The organism is Aureimonas sp. AU12 (assembly GCF_001463705.1).
Lineage (GTDB): Bacteria > Pseudomonadota > Alphaproteobacteria > Rhizobiales > Rhizobiaceae > Aureimonas.
The window spans coordinates 13177-29216 of the sequence record NZ_BBWH01000052.1 but is presented as its reverse complement, the minus strand read 5'-3'; the positions used below and the strand labels follow the sequence as shown (position 1 = coordinate 29216).

Annotated in this window: 14 protein-coding genes; 8 read left to right on the top strand and 6 right to left on the bottom strand. The window is 70.6% G+C overall.

What is annotated here, in order from left to right; genetic code table 11:
- Positions 1 to 42: 42 nt before the first annotated feature.
- On the bottom strand, positions 43 to 2760 hold the full coding sequence (locus tag AUL33_RS19930) for an ABC transporter transmembrane domain-containing protein (protein ID WP_062212588.1): 2718 nt from the start codon (positions 2758 to 2760) through the stop codon (positions 43 to 45).
- A gap of 209 nt (positions 2761 to 2969) precedes the next feature.
- Here AUL33_RS19930 and AUL33_RS19925 point away from each other — a divergent pair, with 209 nt between their 5' ends.
- From AUL33_RS19925 to AUL33_RS19915, 3 genes are all read left to right on the top strand, one after another.
- Complete coding sequence (locus AUL33_RS19925) at positions 2970 to 4109, top strand: glycosyltransferase family 4 protein (protein WP_062212585.1); 1140 nt, start codon at positions 2970 to 2972, stop codon at positions 4107 to 4109.
- The gene (locus tag AUL33_RS19920; RefSeq protein WP_062212582.1) at positions 4106 to 5992 is read left to right on the top strand and encodes a glycosyltransferase; all 1887 of its coding nucleotides are present in this window, start codon (positions 4106 to 4108) and stop codon (positions 5990 to 5992) included. The genes AUL33_RS19925 and AUL33_RS19920 overlap by 4 nt, the downstream gene beginning before the upstream one ends.
- Before the next feature lie 140 nt (positions 5993 to 6132).
- Entirely contained in the window at positions 6133 to 7470 is a 1338-nt protein-coding gene (locus AUL33_RS19915) for a nucleotide sugar dehydrogenase (protein ID WP_062212579.1), read from the top strand.
- Here the strand turns inward: AUL33_RS19915 and AUL33_RS19910 are convergent.
- From AUL33_RS19910 to AUL33_RS19890, 5 genes are all read right to left on the bottom strand, one after another.
- Positions 7460 to 8728, bottom strand: coding sequence for a glycosyltransferase family 4 protein (locus AUL33_RS19910; protein ID WP_082652765.1), 1269 nt, complete (start codon positions 8726 to 8728; stop codon positions 7460 to 7462). The two genes, AUL33_RS19915 and AUL33_RS19910, sit on opposite strands and share 11 nt — an antisense overlap.
- 47 nt (positions 8729 to 8775) lie before the next feature.
- Positions 8776 to 10038, bottom strand: coding sequence for a glycosyltransferase family protein (locus AUL33_RS19905; protein ID WP_062212684.1), 1263 nt, complete (start codon positions 10036 to 10038; stop codon positions 8776 to 8778).
- Between the two features lie 177 nt (positions 10039 to 10215).
- Positions 10216 to 10788 carry a hypothetical protein gene (locus AUL33_RS19900; RefSeq protein WP_062212575.1) on the bottom strand — a complete coding sequence of 191 codons (573 nt, stop codon included), beginning with the start codon at positions 10786 to 10788 and terminating at the stop codon, positions 10216 to 10218.
- 115 nt (positions 10789 to 10903) lie between these two features.
- On the bottom strand, positions 10904 to 11389 hold the full coding sequence (locus AUL33_RS19895) for a cupin domain-containing protein (RefSeq protein ID WP_062212571.1): 486 nt from the start codon (positions 11387 to 11389) through the stop codon (positions 10904 to 10906).
- Positions 11390 to 11464: 75 nt separating this feature from the next.
- On the bottom strand, positions 11465 to 12712 hold the full coding sequence (locus tag AUL33_RS19890) for a Xaa-Pro peptidase family protein (protein WP_062212569.1): 1248 nt from the start codon (positions 12710 to 12712) through the stop codon (positions 11465 to 11467).
- 130 nt (positions 12713 to 12842) lie between these two features.
- Here AUL33_RS19890 and AUL33_RS19885 point away from each other — a divergent pair, with 130 nt between their 5' ends.
- The 5 genes from AUL33_RS19885 (at position 12843) to AUL33_RS19870 (ending at position 15913) form a co-directional block, all read left to right on the top strand.
- Positions 12843 to 13265 (top strand): VOC family protein, encoded by a 423-nt coding sequence (locus AUL33_RS19885; protein ID WP_062212566.1) that lies wholly within the window; start codon positions 12843 to 12845, stop codon positions 13263 to 13265.
- A 645-nt stretch (positions 13266 to 13910) separates the two neighbouring features.
- Entirely contained in the window at positions 13911 to 14045 is a 135-nt protein-coding gene (locus AUL33_RS22960) for a hypothetical protein (RefSeq protein ID WP_280137841.1), read from the top strand.
- A 108-nt stretch (positions 14046 to 14153) separates the two neighbouring features.
- Positions 14154 to 14444 carry a hypothetical protein gene (locus AUL33_RS19880; RefSeq protein ID WP_062212563.1) on the top strand — a complete coding sequence of 97 codons (291 nt, stop codon included), beginning with the start codon at positions 14154 to 14156 and terminating at the stop codon, positions 14442 to 14444.
- Positions 14445 to 14639: 195 nt separating this feature from the next.
- On the top strand, positions 14640 to 15395 hold the full coding sequence (locus AUL33_RS19875) for a carbonic anhydrase (protein ID WP_062212559.1): 756 nt from the start codon (positions 14640 to 14642) through the stop codon (positions 15393 to 15395).
- 173 nt (positions 15396 to 15568) lie between these two features.
- Complete coding sequence (locus AUL33_RS19870) at positions 15569 to 15913, top strand: hypothetical protein (protein ID WP_062212555.1); 345 nt, start codon at positions 15569 to 15571, stop codon at positions 15911 to 15913.
- The last annotated feature ends 127 nt before the right edge of the window (positions 15914 to 16040 follow it).

Here is a 16040-nt window from a genome sequence, read left to right as displayed (position 1 = left end):
GGCACCGTCTTCCCGAGAGACCGGGACTGGTCTCGTTGTCCATCACGCTCTCGCCACCTGCGACGATAGGACGGCGGGTTCCTCCCGCGCAAGCCGCACGTCCGCTGCGATCTCGCCCCGTTCGAAACGCACGAGGCGGTCGAAGAGTTCGGCATGCCCGTCGTAGCTCACCACCCAGAACGTGCCGAAGGGTCGGGCGGGGTCGCGGGCCCGCGCCAGCATCGCCTTGATGATGGCGCGCTGCGTGTCGAGATCGAGCGCCGAGAGGCAGCGATTGGCCACGAGATAGTCGGGCGCCTTCAGGATGGCGCGGGCGAGCCCGAGCTTCTGCTGCTGGCCGAGCGTCAGCCGCTTGGCCCCGGCGCCGATGTCGAAGTCGAGCGCCACCTCCTGCACGACGTCGGCAAGGCCCGCCTCGGCGATCGCCGCGAGGAGGTGTTCCTCCACCGCGTCCGCCGCGCTGGCGGTGGTCTGCGAGACGCGGCCGAAGATGACGTTGTCCTGGATGTTGGCGGCCGGGTTGAAGCGGTCGATGTCGTAGAAGACGATCGTCTGCGCCACGTCCCGCGAGGCCTGATCGTGGAAGAGCCGGCGGGCCTCGACGATGCGCGCGCGCAGCGTGTCGTCGATGAGGCCGAGGCGATAGCGCGGCTCGACGTAGTTCAGCGCCAGTCGGATCAGCTTGGTGCGGTCGGCCGCCACCTGATCGGCGTCCCGCGCGCCGGTGCGCGTCAGGATCTGGCGATAGTCGTCGATCTCCTCGGGGCGGATGATGTCCATGCGGCGCAGGAGCGGGCTGGATTCGCCCATGTCGCCGAAGAGTTCGACGAGCGTCTCGGCGATCGAGCGCCCGATCGTGGCGAGATCGTTGCCGAGCCCGGTCTGCTGCAGCACGCGGCGCGCGTCTCCGCTGACGAGAAGCCGCGTCGCCGCGATCTCGTCCTGGAAGGAGGCACCGAAGACGACGTTCTCGATGATCGAGGCGTTGGCGAGGTAGCGGTCGGGATCGAAGGCCTCGACCTCTCGTGCGATGCCCGCCTTTTCCAGCCGCTCGCGGAAGATGCGGCGCGCCCGCAGCACGGCGCCGGCCGCCCCGTCGCGCTCGGCCTCCGGGATGCGCCGCCGCAGCCCGAATCGCGCGACGTCGCGGTCGAGCCGCACGATGCGCAGCACCTCGGCGATGGCATGGGCGCGGTCGGCCGCCGAACTGCCGCCGACGGCCTCGGTGTCGATCCAGTCGTCGCGCGGGTCGAGCGGCGTGTTGCCGGCCGCCAGCGTCTCCATACGCAGCAGCTGCTCGGACTTGCCCTCGCGGATCGCCGGCTGCCCGCGCGGATGGTGCTTGAGCGAATAGAGCAGCGCGTCGCGCAGGCTCGACTGCGGATAGAAGGTCGCCGCGTCGGCATAGGCGAGGCGCCGCCCCGTCACCGCCTCGGGATAGGAGGTGAGCGCGCGCCCGGCGAGCCAGATCTCGCCCGACGTCGCCAACTGTAGCGAGACGAGCGCCTCGGCCACCTTCTCGCCGCCGTCGCCGACCGGGCCGGTGGCCGCCACGGTTTCACGAAGGGGTAGTTCGAGGCTGATGTCGTTGACGAGCTGGAGCCCCGAATCGTCGCGGATCGTCAGGTTGCGCAGCGCGAAGGCACCGACCAGCGGCGCCACGCTCTCGGCCACCGGCGCCTGCCGGCTTTCGTCGGCGAGGTCGTCCACCTCGAACTGCTCGGCCACCTGCTCGTATTTGACGTTCACATCGAGGCGCATCAGGTCCCAGTCGATGAGATCCTTCAGCGGCGCCGGCAGTTCGCGATAGGCGGCGATGACGGCGACGAGCTCGCCGATGTCGAGCCGGCCCGTGACCGCGAAATAGCCGCCGAACATATAGAAGATGAAGGGTGTCGCCTGGCTCAGGAAGTTGTTCAGGAACTTGACGAAGAATTTCCACTGGTAGATGTCGAAGCGGATGAGGAAGATGCCGCCGAGATCGTTGGCGATCTTCGCCCGCACAAAGTTCGAGGCGTCGTTGGTGCGGATCGAGGGCATGCTCTCGATGATCTCGCCGACGCTGCCCGCAAGCCGCCGTGCCGCGAGCTGGCGCTGACGGCCGAGCACGAGAAGCCGGCGCCGCATGCGCGGGATCAGCGCCACCTGCACGATCGTCGCGGCAAAGGCGATCAGCCCGAGCGTGACGCTCTGCACGAAGATGAATACCATCGCCGTCAGGATCTGGCTCATCAGGTAGATCGGCTGCACGAAGGCATCGCCGATGAAGCCGCCGATCGGCTCCAGCTCGTCCTTCACCATCGAGGCGACCTCGGAGGAGCGCAGCCGCCGGAACTGGCGCATGGGAAAGCGCAGCAGCCGGTCGACCAGTTCGTAGCGCATGCGCCGCAGCATCCGCTCGCCGAGCCGGCCCTTGTAGATGTTCAGGTAGAATTTGAACGCGCCGTTGATGACGACGAAGACGAGGAACAGCGTCGAGAGAACGAACAGAGCCTCCAGCCGCTCGAACTCAATGCCGTGGAACACCTCCCATTCCGGCGTACCGAACCAGCGCTCCGACAGGGGAACGGCGAAGCGTAGATAGGTCTGCGTCGCGCCGTCCGCCTCGAAGCCGCTGCCCTGGATCGGGCCGTTGATGATGAGCTTGGGGATGTTCAGCGAATAGAACAGCGGCGGGATCGACAGGAGCACGACCACGAGCATCCAGATCTGCTGGCGGCGGGTGTGTTTCCAGACGTAGCGGTAGAGGGATGAGGCCATGATGCCGGCTGGGTACTCCTCGCCGCGTCAGGTTACCAGCGCCCTGTCGCGCTGCACAGATGCCCCCGTTCGAGCGCGGGCTCGTGTCGGTTGCCAGCGGGCGGGGGAGGGGCTAGGCCGCAAGGGGCGAGGGCGACGACGCACGCGCTCGGCTCGATGAGACGGACGCGTCGGTTGCCGGCGGAAGGTGACGAACACGGGAGCGGGCGGTGGACGAGCGGGAAGACGGGGCACCGGCGATCGCCTTCCATGCGCCGCTGAAGGCGCCGGGCCACGGCGTGCCGTCGGGCGACCGCGAGATGGCGCGGCTGATGCTGCGCGCCCTCGATCGCGCCGGCTTCGCCCCGAGCCTCGCCAGCCCGTTCCGCTCTTTCGACGCCGCCGGTGATCCCGCCTTCCAGGCCGCATGCCAAAGCGCGGCGCAGCGCGAAATCGAGCGGCTCGTCGCGGCGTTCCGCGTCCTGCCGTCCGCGGCCCGCCCCCGCCTCTGGTTCACCTATCACGGGTACTATAAGGCGCCCGACCTCATCGGGCCCGCCGTCGCCGACGCGCTTGGCATCCCCTATGTCGTGGCCGAGGGCTCGCACGCCGCCAAGCGCGCGAACGGTCCGTGGGCGGCGTGGCACGCCGCCTGCGAGCGCGCGCTGCGTCGCGCCGACCTCCATCTTCTCCTCAACCCAGCCGATCGCGCCGGGCTCGAAACGCTGGCCCCGCGCGGCATCGCCGAGTTGCCGCCGTTTCTCGATCCCGCCGACTGGCCGGTGCCGGAGACCGCGCGCGAGCATAGGGAACCGGTGCGGCTGCTGGCCGTCGCGATGATGCGCGAGGGCGACAAGCTCGCCTCCTACCGTCTGCTGGCCGGGGCCCTCGGGTCGCTCGGTGGCGACTGGCGGCTCGCCATCGTCGGCGACGGCGCAGCGCGCGCCGAGGTCGAGCGCCTCTTCGCGCCCTTCGGTACGCGCGTGCGCTTCCACAGCCTCGTCACTGAGCGCACTGTCCTCGCCGCGCTTTATGCCGGGGCCGATCTCCTCGTCTGGCCGGCGATCAACGAGGCCTTCGGCATGGTCTTCCTCGAAGCGGCGTTGCAGGGCTGTCCGGCCCTGGCGGGCGCGGCCGGCGGCGTTTCGGGCGTCGTCGAGGCGGGGCGGGGCGGGCTTCTCGTGCCGCCGGGCGACGCGCCGGCCTTCGCCGCCGCGCTCGAACGCCTCGTCGGGGATCCCGCCCTTCGCCGGCGTCTCGGCACCGGCGCGCGCGCCGCTGTCGGCGAGCGCCACACGATCGCCGCGGCAGCCACGCGCCTGCGGGCCGCGCTCCTCCCGCTGCTCCAGACCGGCGAGGGGCCTCGATGAGCCTGCGTGTCCTCATCGCCGTCACCCATCTCCTCGGCGTCGGCCATCTCACGCGCTCGGTGGCGCTCGGCCGCGCTCTCGGCCGGGCGGGTCACCGCGTCACCATCGTCAGCGGCGGCCGCCCGGCGCCGCTCATTGAGTCCGGCGAGCTCGATCTGGTGCAACTGCCACCGGTTCACTGCGTCGATGCCGATTTCACCCGCCTGCTTCGGCCGGACGGCACCGAGATCGACGCCGCCTATCGCGAGGCGCGCATCGCCGCGCTGCTGGCCGCCTTCGAGCGGGCACGGCCCGACGTCGTGGTCACCGAGACCTTCCCCTTCGGCCGGCGCCAGCTTCGCGCCGAATTTGGCGCGATGCTGGATGCCGCCTGGGGCCGGGACGAACGCCCCGCTGTTCTAGCCTCGATCCGCGACATTCTCAACCCGCCCTCGCGTCCCGAGAAGGCAGTCGAGGCCGAGATCATGGTGCGCGAGTTCTATGACGGTGTCCTCGTCCACGGCGACGAGGCGGCCGCGCCGCTGGCGCTGTCCTGGCCGGTCGGCGAGGCGCTGCGCCATCGTCTGTCCTATACCGGCTATCTCTCCACCGAGACCGCCAGCCTGAGCGAACCGCTGCCACCGAGCGGCGAGATCGTCGTGTCCGGGGGCGGCAGCGCTGCCAGCCTGCCGCTCTTCGAGGCCGCGGTCAGTGCCGCCGGGCTCGATCGCTCCGGCCGGCGCTGGCGCCTTCTCGTCGGCCACGGCGTGTCCGAGCCTGCCTTCGCCGCGCTCGCTGCCAAGGCTGCGGCGAACCTGACGATCGAGCGCGCCCGCCCGGACTTTCGCGCGCTGCTCGCCGCCGCCGACCTCTCCGTCAGCCAGGCCGGCTACAACACGGCGCTGGATCTCGCCGCCATCGGCGTTCCCGCCGTTCTCGTGCCCTTCGAGGCCGGCTCCGAACGGGAACAGCGCCTGCGCGCCGAAGGTCTCGCCACTGCGGGGCGTGCCGTGCTCCTGCCCGAGCGCGACCTGACATCCGATACGCTCCTTCAAGCCGTGAGGCAGGCCTTGGCTCGCCCGCGCCTTGCCCCGGCGCCCATCCTCGACGGCGCGGCTGTGAGCGTCGCGGCCGTCAAGAATGCCGCGCACGAGCGGCGACGCACTGAAGCCGCGTGGGACGCGTTGACCGCACGCCTCGACGCGCTCCACGCCGCCGGGCGCCGCGTCGCGTTCTGGTGGCGCGACGACGACGCCGCCGAGCCGACGCCGGCCCTCGACCGCCTCCTCGCCATCGCCGCCAAGGCTCGGGCGCCGCTGGCACTCGCCGTCAGCCCGATGCTGGCCACCGACGCGCTGGCGGCGCGCCTCGAGGACGAGGCCGACGTCACTGTCCTCGTCCATGGCATCCGCCATCGCAACGAGGCGCCCCCCGGCGCCAAGTCGCAGGAGCTCGGCCACCGCCCGCCCGAGGCGGTTCTTGCCGACCTCGCCAAGGCGCTGGCGGTCCAGACGGCGCGCTTCGGCGCCAAGGCGCTGCCCGTTCTCGTGCCGCCATGGAACCGCATCGATCCCGCGCTCGAACCCCGGCTCTCCGCCCTTGGGCTTAGCGGTCTTTCGACCTTCAAGCCGCGAGACACCGCGCAGCGCGATGGCCTTGCGATCGTCAACACCCATTGCGACCCCGTCTGGTGGCGCGGCGGCGGTGGGCTGGCGGGCGAGGCCGCGCTCATCGAACAGCTGACGAAGGATCTCGACCGCGACGAGCCGATCGGTCTTCTCACCCACCATCTCGTCCACGACGAGCGACTCTGGGGCTTCACCGAGCGGCTGGTGATGGTGCTGGCGAACCATCCGGCCGTCGACATGCCCGCCATCGCGGCGCTCTTCGAAGACGCGCCGTAACCCGCCGCTGTGTGGCGCGGGGTTTCGCCGCCGGCCAAAGCCTTCTAGATCAGACCCCAGACGAAGCGCATGCGCGTCGTCGTCGGACCAGACGGGCTCGATGTCCTTCTGGTCTGCCCAACCGCTCGGGGACTGTCTCGATGACGCCGCCAACGATCGACACGCTTCTCAGCGCCATCGCCGGGCGCCGCGCCCGCATCGGAATCATCGGTCTCGGCTATGTCGGCCTGCCGCTGGCGCTGGCGCTGGTGCGCGCCGGCTTTCCGGTGCTCGGCTTCGACATCGATGCGCGGCGCGTGGCGCTGCTCAATCGGGGCGAAAGCGGCATCGAGCATATTCCGTCGAAGCCCATCGCCGACGCCATCGCAGCCGGGCGCTTCGAGGCGAGCGCCGACTTCGCGCGATTGGGCGAGGCCGACGCCGTCCTCATCTGCGTGCCGACGCCGCTGACCCGCCAGCGCGAGCCCGACCTGTCCTACGTCGTCGCCTCCACCCGCTCGATCGCCGCCCACCTTCGGCCCGGCCAACTCGTGGTGCTGGAATCGACGACCTGGCCGGGCACAACGCTGGAGGTGGTGAAGCCGATCCTCGAAGCCACCGGGCTCCGCTCCGGCCACGAGTTCTTCCTGGCCTTCTCGCCCGAGCGCGAGGATCCCGGCAATGCCGAGTTCGGGACCACCGACATTCCGAAGATCGTCGGCGGCGACGGCACTGACGCATTGGCGCTCGCCGATGCGCTCTACGGCGCGGCGGTGGCCCGCACCGTGCCGGTCGCCAGTCCCTCGGTCGCCGAGGCCGTGAAGCTCACCGAGAACATCTTCCGCTCCGTCAACATCGCGCTCGTCAACGAGTTGAAGGTGATCTACGAAGCGATGGGCATCGACGTCTGGGATGTCATCGAGGCCGCCAAGTCCAAGCCCTTCGGCTTCATGCCCTTCTATCCCGGCCCCGGCCTCGGCGGGCACTGCATCCCCATCGACCCGTTCTACCTCACATGGAAGGCGCGCGAGTTCGACATCGCCACGCGTTTCATCGAGCTGGCCGGCGAGATCAACACGGCCATGCCCCGCCATGTCGTCGACCGCCTCGCCGAGGCGCTGGACATGCGCTTCCAGCGCGGGCTCAACGGCGCGCGCATCCTCGTCCTCGGCGTCGCCTACAAGAAGAACGTCGAGGATACCCGCGAGAGCGCCTCCTTCCGGCTGATCGAGCTTCTGGAGGCGCGCGGCGCTGCGACGGATTTCCACGATCCGCATGTCACGGTCATCCCGCCGACCCGCGAGCACCCCGCGCTCGCCGGGCGCCGCTCGGTGCCGCTCGATCCTGGGAAGGTCGAGGCCTACGACGCCGTCCTCGTCTCGACCGACCACGACGCGGTGGACTACCGCGCGATCGCCGCCAACGCGCGCCTCGCGATCGACACGCGCAACGTCTTCGCCAAGGCCGGCGCCGACATGACGCGGGTGGTCAAGGCCTGACGGGGTCAAACCTGACGAGCTCCGGTCCTGCCGGCTCGCCCGTCCGCGTGCCCTCGAAGCGCGCGGCGAGATGGCGAAGGCCGGCCTCGAAGGAGAAGTCTTCGCGCACCCGCCGCTCGGCGGCCCGGCCGAGCGTCTGGCGCAGGTCGGGATCGCGGGCGAGGCGTTCGAGCGCCGCGCTGAGAGCCGGTGCGTCGCCCGGTGGAACGAGCAGCCCCTCGCGCCCGTCCTCGACGAATTCCGGCACGCCGGCATAGCGGGTCGAGAGGATCGCGAGCGCCTGCGTCGCCGCCTCCATCAGCACGTTCGGCAGGCCGTCGCGGTCGCCGCCGTCGCCCTCCTTGCAGGGCAGCACGAAGAGGTCGGCCTCGCGCAGCGCCGCGATCACCTCCGCCTGCGGCAGCGCTCCCCGCCAGTCGATACGCGCCCCGAGGCCAAGGCGCTCCGCCTGCGCCTTCAGCGCCGCCTTCAGCTCGCCGCCCCCGACATGCGTCCAGCGCCAGTGCAGATCGGGGGGCAGGCGGGCGAGAGCGTCGAGGAGATCGTCGAACCCCTTCTTCGCCACCAACCGCCCGACCGAGACGAAGCGCACGGGATCGCTGGCCGCGCCGCCATCGCGCCGCGCCGCAGGAGCGGGGCTCGGCGGAAAGCGGGCGAGATCGAGCCCGTGATAGACGAGCTCGACGCGGGGCACGGGTTCGGCAGGCGACAGGCGGCGCAATTCGGCGAGCCCCGTTCGCGTGCAGGTGACGCCCCAGCGGCTGGCGGCGATCTTCTCGCGCTTCTCCCAGTCCGGTGTCGTCCAGATGTCCTTGGCGTGGGCCGAGAAGGTGAAGGCGTCGCCGCGCAGGAGCGCCGCATAGCGCGTCACCGAGGCGGGCGTGTGCAGGAAGTGCGCATGCAGGTGGCGGATCGTCGGATCGAGCTCGTGCGCCAGCACCAGTGACTGCCCGATGCGCCGGGCGCGACTGGCGCTGGGATCGCGCTTCAGGTCGCACCACGCCTGGGCGGCGAAGGCGCGAAAGCCGGGTCGCCTCAGGGCGGCGGTGAGCCCGCGCAGCACCCGCACCGGCCCCTGGTAGAGATATTCCGGCAGGTAATGGACCTCCGCCCGGATTCGCCGATGCAGCTCGTGGACCGCGCCGTCGGTCGGCTTGCGCAGCGACCAGATCTGGATCGGGAGGCCCGCTTCCTCCAGCCCGAGGATCTCCTGCGCGATGAAGGTTTCCGACAGGCGCGGATAGCCCTTCACCACCATGGCGACGGGGCGGCGGCCTCCGTCCGCGGGGACCGGCGCTGGCAGGTTCACGCGGGCGAGCGCTCGGCAAGGGCGGGCGCGGCCTCGAACCAACCGCGCGTCACGCGCTCGATCGTCTCCAGCCCGTCGAGGAGGCCGGCGGGGAAGGCGGCTGAGGGCAGCGGACGGGCCGAGAGATTGCGGATGGCGTCGGCCATCATGAGGGGATCGCGCCGCGCGCCGGTCTCCAGATGGGCGCCGTCGAGCATCGAGACGAGGCCGAGCCCGGCGGCGCGCTCGGCGCGGATCGACTGCTCCAGCCGCGGCGTGCGGCGCGGCACGATGAGCGCGCGCTTGTCGAGCGACAGGATCTCGCAGAACGTGTTGTAGCCGCCCATCGCCACGATGCCCTCCGAACGGCTCATCAGGTGCTCGATCTTGGCGTCGAAGGTGATGGCGTCCACCTTCGGCAGCTTCGCCATGCGCTCGACGAAATTGTCGCGCCGGTCGCGATGCACGAAGGGGCCGAAAACGAGAAGCGCCCCGACGGGAATGGTCGGGTCGGCCTCGTAGGCCGAGAGCACCCAGTCGATCAGCTCTTCACCGTCGCCGCCGCCGCCGGTGGTGACGAGCACGAAGGGCTCGCGCGTCAGCCTGGGATAGCGCGTCGACTGGGGTTTGGGCGGCAGCTCGCGCCGGAGATAGCCGGTGTAGAGGATGCGCGCGGCGATCTCCGGCGGCAGATCGAAGGCGGCGAGCGGCTCGTGGATGGCCGGCAGGCCGTAGACCCAGACATGGTCGTAATAGCGCTTCAGCGCCTCGATCGCGCCCTTGCGCTCCCATTCCGGCACCAGCGTCGTGGCCTCGTCGAGAACGTCGCGAAGGCCGAGAACGATGCGGGTGCCGGCGTCCTTGAGATGGGCGAGCGCCGGCAGCAGCTCGTCGCGAAAGCCGGTGGGCTCCTTGTCGACGATGAGAAGGTCGGGCTTCAGCGTGCGCGCGGTGGCCATGATGATGGCCTCGCGCATCGCCACGGTTTCCTCGAGGTCGAGCGACAGCGATGACGTCGTGTAGTTGCCGTCCGGCAGCTTCACGACGCCGGGCACGCGCACATAGTCCACCCCGTCGCCGAACTCGAAGGAGCCGATGATCGGCGAACCCGAGATGATGACGACGGAGACGTCGCCGCGCGCCTTGACCAGACGGTTGGCGATGGCGCGGCACCGCCGGAGATGGCCGAGGCCGAACGTGTCGTGACTGTAGATGAGGATCCGCGGACCGGCGGTCTTGCCGATCCGGTCCGCCAGACGCTCGCCTGGATCGTGCAACATGCCGAACGCCTTCAACCGCTTCGCTCTCCCGGGTGCGCAGCGTGTCATCGCGGCTTCGAGAGATCGTGGCCTTCGTTCCCACGAAGGTCCACGATTATGGCGGCTTTCGCGATTCGCTCCAAGGGGGTGGCCGGGAGGCCGCCGACACCTGCCGATGGCAGGCGCCGTCCCGTCCGCTCAGACCTTCGGCAGCTGGTCGAGGTCGACATCGCCCTTCTGCGAGGAAAAGCGCAGCGTCGAGGACGAGCCCTGCTGCTGCGAGATGCCGCCGATCTTGTGGTCGCCCGTGTCGTGAACCGAGACGTCGCCGTCCCGCTCGATGGCGAGGCGATGCGCTTCTGGGAAGACGGCGTAGCGCACGCCGTTCTGCGAGCCGCTCGACCCCGGACGGCCGAGATCGCCGGGCCACCAGTTGCCGGACGAGCCGCCCTTGGCATGATCGTCGTTCGCCGCCCCATGCGACTTCGGGGCCGCGCCGGAAGCGTCGTCCGACGAGCCGTCTTCCGCTGCGCCGGCTTCCGACAGGTCGCCGGCGAGGGCGGCGACCCGGCCCTTCAGCTCGTCGTTGAACATGTCTGATATCATCAGCATGCCGCCCTTCGACCACTGACCCATCCCGCCGAGATCGGGATGGCTGAACTGGGCCTGACTGCCGCCGCCCGAGCGCAGCGCGTCGGCCATCGCCTGCCCCGCCGCCTCGCTGAAACCGTGCCGCTTGGCGATCTCGCCGACATCGACCTTGTTCGCCATGGATCGTCTCCTTCGAATGGTTTTGCCGCCCCGTCCCGTGGGCGATCGTCACGCGGGCAACGCGATGGGCGGCGGCGCGTTGCGTTTCGCCGTCGATTTCGACGTGCGCCCGCCGTCAGGGATGCTTGTGGATGGGATCGACCCAATGCACCGCTTCCGGCTTCTCGACCGGCTCGATGTCGGTGAGGTTGGCCACCACCGCCTCGTTGTCGGAGCGCACGAGAACGCATTCCAGCGTCTCGTGCGGATCGGCGTTGATCTCCTGGTGGGGGACGTAGGGCGGGATGAAGATGAAGTCGCCGGCCTTGGCTTCCGCCGTGAACTCCAGCCGCTCGCCCCAGCGCATGCGAGCATGGCCCCGCACCACGAAGATGACGCTTTCGAGCGCCCCGTGATGATGCACGCCGGTCTTGGCGTCCGGTGCGATCGACACGGTGCCCGCCCAGATCTTCTGCGCGCCGACGCGGGCATGGTCGATCGCCGCCTGTCGGAACATGCCGGGCGTCTGCGCCGTGTTGGGATCGAGCCGGTCGCCGGGGATGACGCGCACGCCGTCATGCTTCCAGCGCGGTTCGCTCTCGTGGTGATGATCGTCGCTCATGCCGCTCTTTGCCTCCCTGCCGTCGTGTCACTCAGACTACCGCAATCCGGCACGGCGGGGAGAGGCCAAGCGTCGTCAGCCGGGATCGATCACCCAGAGGTCGCGCGGCAGCGGCGAGAGGCATTCGAGGCCGCGGGCGCCGACGAGGAACTGGTCCTCGATGATGAAGCCGCCGAGGCCGCGCACGTAATAGGGTGTCTCGAAGGCTAGCATCATGCCGGCTTCCACCTCGACCTCGCAATCGGCGGAGACGAAGGGCCATTCCTCGTTGAAGACGCCGGCACCGAGCCCGTGGCCGAAATGGCCTCGCGAGAAGCCGCTGAAGCCGGCCTCCCGCATCGCCGTGGTCGCGGCCCGGTGGGCCTCGCGCATCGGGCGACCCGGCGTCAGGGCGGCGAGCCCGGCGTCGAAGGCGCCGAGCAGCGCCGCGTGAACCTGCCGCTGCGCCGGGCCGGGCTCGCCGATCACGGCGGTGCGGGCCATGTCGGCGCTGTAGCCGGCGACCACCGCGCCGACGTCGATCTTGACGATGTCCCCGGGTCGGGCGGGGCCGCCGGGGGCAAAGCCGTCGGGGCCGACGGAGATGTAGGCCCAGCTCGTCAGGGGCTCGCGCAGGCCGCGCCGCCGCGCCTCGGCCTCGACCTCGCCGCGCCAGATCGCGGCGATCTCGGCGGCATCGAGACCCGCGCGCAGCTCCGTGCGCAGCCGCGCCAGGCCGGCGACGGTGAGTTCGGCGGCGGTGGTGAGATGGGCGATCTCGGTGGGGTGCTTCACCATTCGAAGGCGCGCGACGAGTTCGGTGGCGTCGACGAAGGTGACGTCGGGGAGGGCGGCTTGCATGGCCGCGAGGTCGGCGGCGGGGATGAAGCCCATCTCGCAGCCGATGCGGGCACAGGAGAGGCCGCGCTCCGCCAGGAGGGCGCGCAGTTCGCCGAGCGCCAGCGTGGCATCGAAGGTCTCGGGACGGTCGAGCCCGGCGGGGCGGCAGGCGGTGGAGGTGAGGGCGGCGTCGAGACGGCCGGCGGGGTCGAACCGGGCGGAGGCGGTCTCCACCCAGATCGGATGGGTGCGGATGTCGGAAAGGCCGCTGGCGGCGCGGAAGCTCGCGGCCTCGAGATCGCCGACCACGGCGGCGATGGACGCGGCGGGGTCGGCGGGTATGAGCGCTAAGGCGGCGCCGGCGCGGCGGAAGAGGGTGGCGACGCCCGGAAAGGCGCCGGTGGCATGGCGCAGGCTCGCGGGATCGGTGAGGACGAGGGCGTCGAGGCGGGCGGCTTCCATCAGGCGGGCGGCGCGGGCGCGGTCGAGAAAGCCGGAGCTCATGCGGCGGGGTCTCCTTGCGGGGAAGGGGGTCGCCGGGGGGCGGACGCATGCCGCCGTATCCGCCCCCTGTTGCCACGGCGTAGCGCGGCGCGGCATGCTCGTCAAAGCCGACGTCCCCGGGGAGGATCCCATGACACAGCTCGTCTTCATCAACCTGCCGGTCACCGACCTGCCGCGCGCCATCCGCTTCTACGAGGCGGTGGGGGCGAGCGTGAACCCGCAGTTCACCGACGAGACGGCGGCCTGCATGGTGTTCTCGGAGACGATCTTCGTGATGCTGCTGACGCACGCAAAGTTCGCGCAGTTCGCCAGGAAGCCGATCGCCGACGCGCATGCGACGACGCAGGTGCTGATCTGCCTGTCGCGCGACAGCCGCGCGGCGGTGGACGAGATCACCGACAAGGCGGGCGCGGCGGGTGGGGTGCCCGATCCCTCGCCGGTGCAGGATTTCGGCTTCCTATATGGCCGGTCCTTCGAGGATCCGGACGGGCATGTCTTCGAGGTGATGTGGATGGACATGGAGGCCGCGAAGGCGGCCTGGGCCGTCGGCTGACGACAAGCGGGGGGCATTCGGGCGGGGCGGAAGACGTTCGACGGGCGTCGCGGCAGCGCGGAACGCTGCGCGTTTCACGGAACAAGCGACAACATCCCCGCGCCCGGTCGGGTGCGAGGGTGGGGCGGGCGATGAGGGCCGGTCCCGATGGGACGGGCGGGTGGAGCGCCGGAGGCTCGCCTCCGATGTTTGTAAGTATATGGCTCGCCTCCGGCGCTCCACGCGGTGTTGTCCAGCTCCCGCGGGATGGTCCGCATCCCGTTCCGCTTCCCGGGCCGCACTGGCCTGCCTCTCGGCCCGATCTCCCGGTCCGGGTTCACACCCCGGCGGGTTGGGCTGTCGCGAAGACAGGGTGCCCGCGATCCTTCGGACCCCTTCGTAGTGAGGGGACGCCCGGCTTGCGAAGAGCCGTCCGAGCCGCCTCGTCTCCGGAAGACGACGCACCGCGGACACCGCCCGCCGGCCCCCGAACGATCCCGGTGATCATTCGCGCCCATCCGTGGGCCAGCGGTGACAGGAGTATGGGCGGGCGTCCCGGCCGTGTGGAGAAAACGGGGAGAGATGAAACGCGCCGCCGCCTCCAAAACGCCGCGGGAGTGGCCGAGGGCGGCGGTCCCGTTCCTCGTGTCCCGGACTGAGATTCCCATGAAATTCCTCACCGCCGCTCTCGCCCTTTCGCTCCTGACGCTCGCCGGCTGCGCCGAGATCAACAAGCCGATCACGCCCGGCGACCCCTGGCGCGAGACGGCGACGCGCGACAGCAATTCGCTGCCGCGCTGAGGGCGCGCCGCAGCCGTCAACCATAAGTAGGCATGATAATTCGGTTCAGGAACCATTCAGGCGGTGGGGTGCTTACTGCGGGCACGTTCACCTGTTCGAGAGTGTCTCATGAAGAAGTCCCTGATCCTCGCCGTTGCCGGCGTCCTCCTCGCCACCGCCCTGCCGGCCGCCGCGCAGAGCGTGCGCGTCACGCGTGACGGCGAGGTCCGCATCTCGCGCGATGGCGGTCGCCATCACGTCGGCCCGCGCGAGGCGCGGCGCATCGAGCGCGAGCGTCGCCAGTGGCGCCGCGACCATGGCCGCCGCCACATCAGCCCGCGCGAGGCGCGCCGCATCGAGCGCATGCGCCATCATGAGCGGGTGGAGCGCCGCATGGAGCGGCGCGGCTACTACCGCTAGCACCACCAACGCCCGGCCACCGGGCGCGCGATCACCGAACGAAGGGCGCGGGACCGAGAGGGGTCCGCGCCCTTCTTGCGTGAGGCCGAGGTCCCCGCCCATCCGATGTTGACGCGCGTCGCATTTCCGCCATGCGGGTCCGGTGAAGCGGACGCGGCCGACACGGTCGGGCCGCCTGCTTCAGGAGACGTCAACGTGGCTTCCTCATTCTCCCGCCGCCACTTCCTCGGCTGTGCCTGCCTCGGGGCGGCCTCGCTCGCCGCCGCCGCCTCCGCCGGCCTGGCCGGCTCCGCCTTCGCCGCGACGGCGGTGGCCGGCGGCGACGTCGTGCCGTCCGTCGGCGGGCGCACGGTGCTGACGGCCGACGAGGCGCTGGCGCTCCTCAAGAAGGGCAATGCCGAGTTCATCTCGGATGCGCCGATCCACGCGGCGATCGGGCGCGAGCGGCGCATCGAGATCGCGCGCGAGCAGCATCCGTTCGCGGTGCTCGTCGCCTGCTCGGATTCGCGGGTGTCGCCGGAGCTGCTGTTCGGGCGGGGCCTCGGGGAGCTGTTCATCGTGCGCAATGCCGGCAACACGCTCGACACGGTGGCGCTCGGCAGCCTCGAATATGCGGTGGAGCACCTCGGCACGCCGCTCGTGCTGGTGATGGGCCACCAGCGCTGCGGCGCGGTCTCGGCGGCGGTCTCGGTGGTGCGCGACAACAAGATGTTCGACGGCGCCATCGGCCAGATGATCGAGCCGATCATCCCGGCGGTGCTGGCGGTGCGCGACCAGCCGGGCGACCTCGTCGACAATGCCGTGCGCGAGAACGTGCGCCGCGTCGTCCACAACCTGCGCAACGCGTCCGAGCCGCTGCTGGCGAGGCCCATCGCGGCGGGCCAGGTGCGCATCGTCGGCGCCGAATACAGCCTCGACGACGGCTCGGTGAACTTCTTCGACGAGGCCTGACGCGGCCAGCCGTCCCGCATCTTCCGCGAGGGCGGCGTCCCGCGCGCCGTCCGGCTCGGCCCGCCGGCCTTCGCCATCGGCGGGCGGGGCGGCGGGGGTCCGGTTCAGGAACCGTTCAGGCGGCGGGGCGTCTTCTGTCGGACCGATCCATCGTTCCAACGGAGATCCATCCGATGAAGACCGCCGTGATCCTGGCCCTCGCCGGCCTCCTGACCGCCACCGCCGCGCCCGCCTTCGCCCAGAACGGCTTCGTGCTGCCCTCCGCCCCGCGCAACGCGCTGGAGCGCCAGCTCAACGACCGCATCGAGATGCAGACCCGCGCCGACGAAGCCCGCGGGATCACCAACTCGCGCGCGATCCAGGAGCGCGAGGTCCGCCGCGACCGCCGCGACCGCCGCGACCGCGACGCGCGGCGCTGGGATCGCGATGATCGGCGCGGGCGCGATGCCGGACGTTGGGATCGGGACGACCGGCGGGGTGAGGACCGGCGCCGGGGGAGGGGTTGGGATGGGTGGTGAGGTACGAGGGGCGGCTGCAAGTCAAGCGAAGTCGATACCTTGAATCGGCACGACCCAATGGGAATTAGCTAAAAACTGACCATGAGGTCCATTGGAGACTTGAATTATTCAACCTGCGAACGTAGCT

What these genes read in the sequence shown, in the direction of transcription:
- AUL33_RS19930 (WP_062212588.1), bottom strand. Translation starts at nt 2,760, where the DNA reads ATGGCCTCATCCCTCTACCGCTACGTCTGGAAACACACCCGCCGCCAG.
- AUL33_RS19870 (WP_062212555.1), top strand. Translation starts at nt 15,569, where the DNA reads ATGAAGACCGCCGTGATCCTGGCCCTCGCCGGCCTCCTGACCGCCACC.
- AUL33_RS19905 (WP_062212684.1), bottom strand. Translation starts at nt 10,038, where the DNA reads ATGTTGCACGATCCAGGCGAGCGTCTGGCGGACCGGATCGGCAAGACC.
- AUL33_RS19885 (WP_062212566.1), top strand. Translation starts at nt 12,843, where the DNA reads ATGACACAGCTCGTCTTCATCAACCTGCCGGTCACCGACCTGCCGCGC.
- AUL33_RS19900 (WP_062212575.1), bottom strand. Translation starts at nt 10,788, where the DNA reads ATGGCGAACAAGGTCGATGTCGGCGAGATCGCCAAGCGGCACGGTTTC.
- AUL33_RS19890 (WP_062212569.1), bottom strand. Translation starts at nt 12,712, where the DNA reads ATGAGCTCCGGCTTTCTCGACCGCGCCCGCGCCGCCCGCCTGATGGAA.
- AUL33_RS19910 (WP_082652765.1), bottom strand. Translation starts at nt 8,728, where the DNA reads ATGGTGGTGAAGGGCTATCCGCGCCTGTCGGAAACCTTCATCGCGCAG.
- AUL33_RS22960 (WP_280137841.1), top strand. Translation starts at nt 13,911, where the DNA reads ATGAAATTCCTCACCGCCGCTCTCGCCCTTTCGCTCCTGACGCTCGCC.
- AUL33_RS19920 (WP_062212582.1), top strand. Translation starts at nt 4,106, where the DNA reads ATGAGCCTGCGTGTCCTCATCGCCGTCACCCATCTCCTCGGCGTCGGC.
- AUL33_RS19915 (WP_062212579.1), top strand. Translation starts at nt 6,133, where the DNA reads ATGACGCCGCCAACGATCGACACGCTTCTCAGCGCCATCGCCGGGCGC.
- AUL33_RS19880 (WP_062212563.1), top strand. Translation starts at nt 14,154, where the DNA reads ATGAAGAAGTCCCTGATCCTCGCCGTTGCCGGCGTCCTCCTCGCCACC.
- AUL33_RS19895 (WP_062212571.1), bottom strand. Translation starts at nt 11,389, where the DNA reads ATGAGCGACGATCATCACCACGAGAGCGAACCGCGCTGGAAGCATGAC.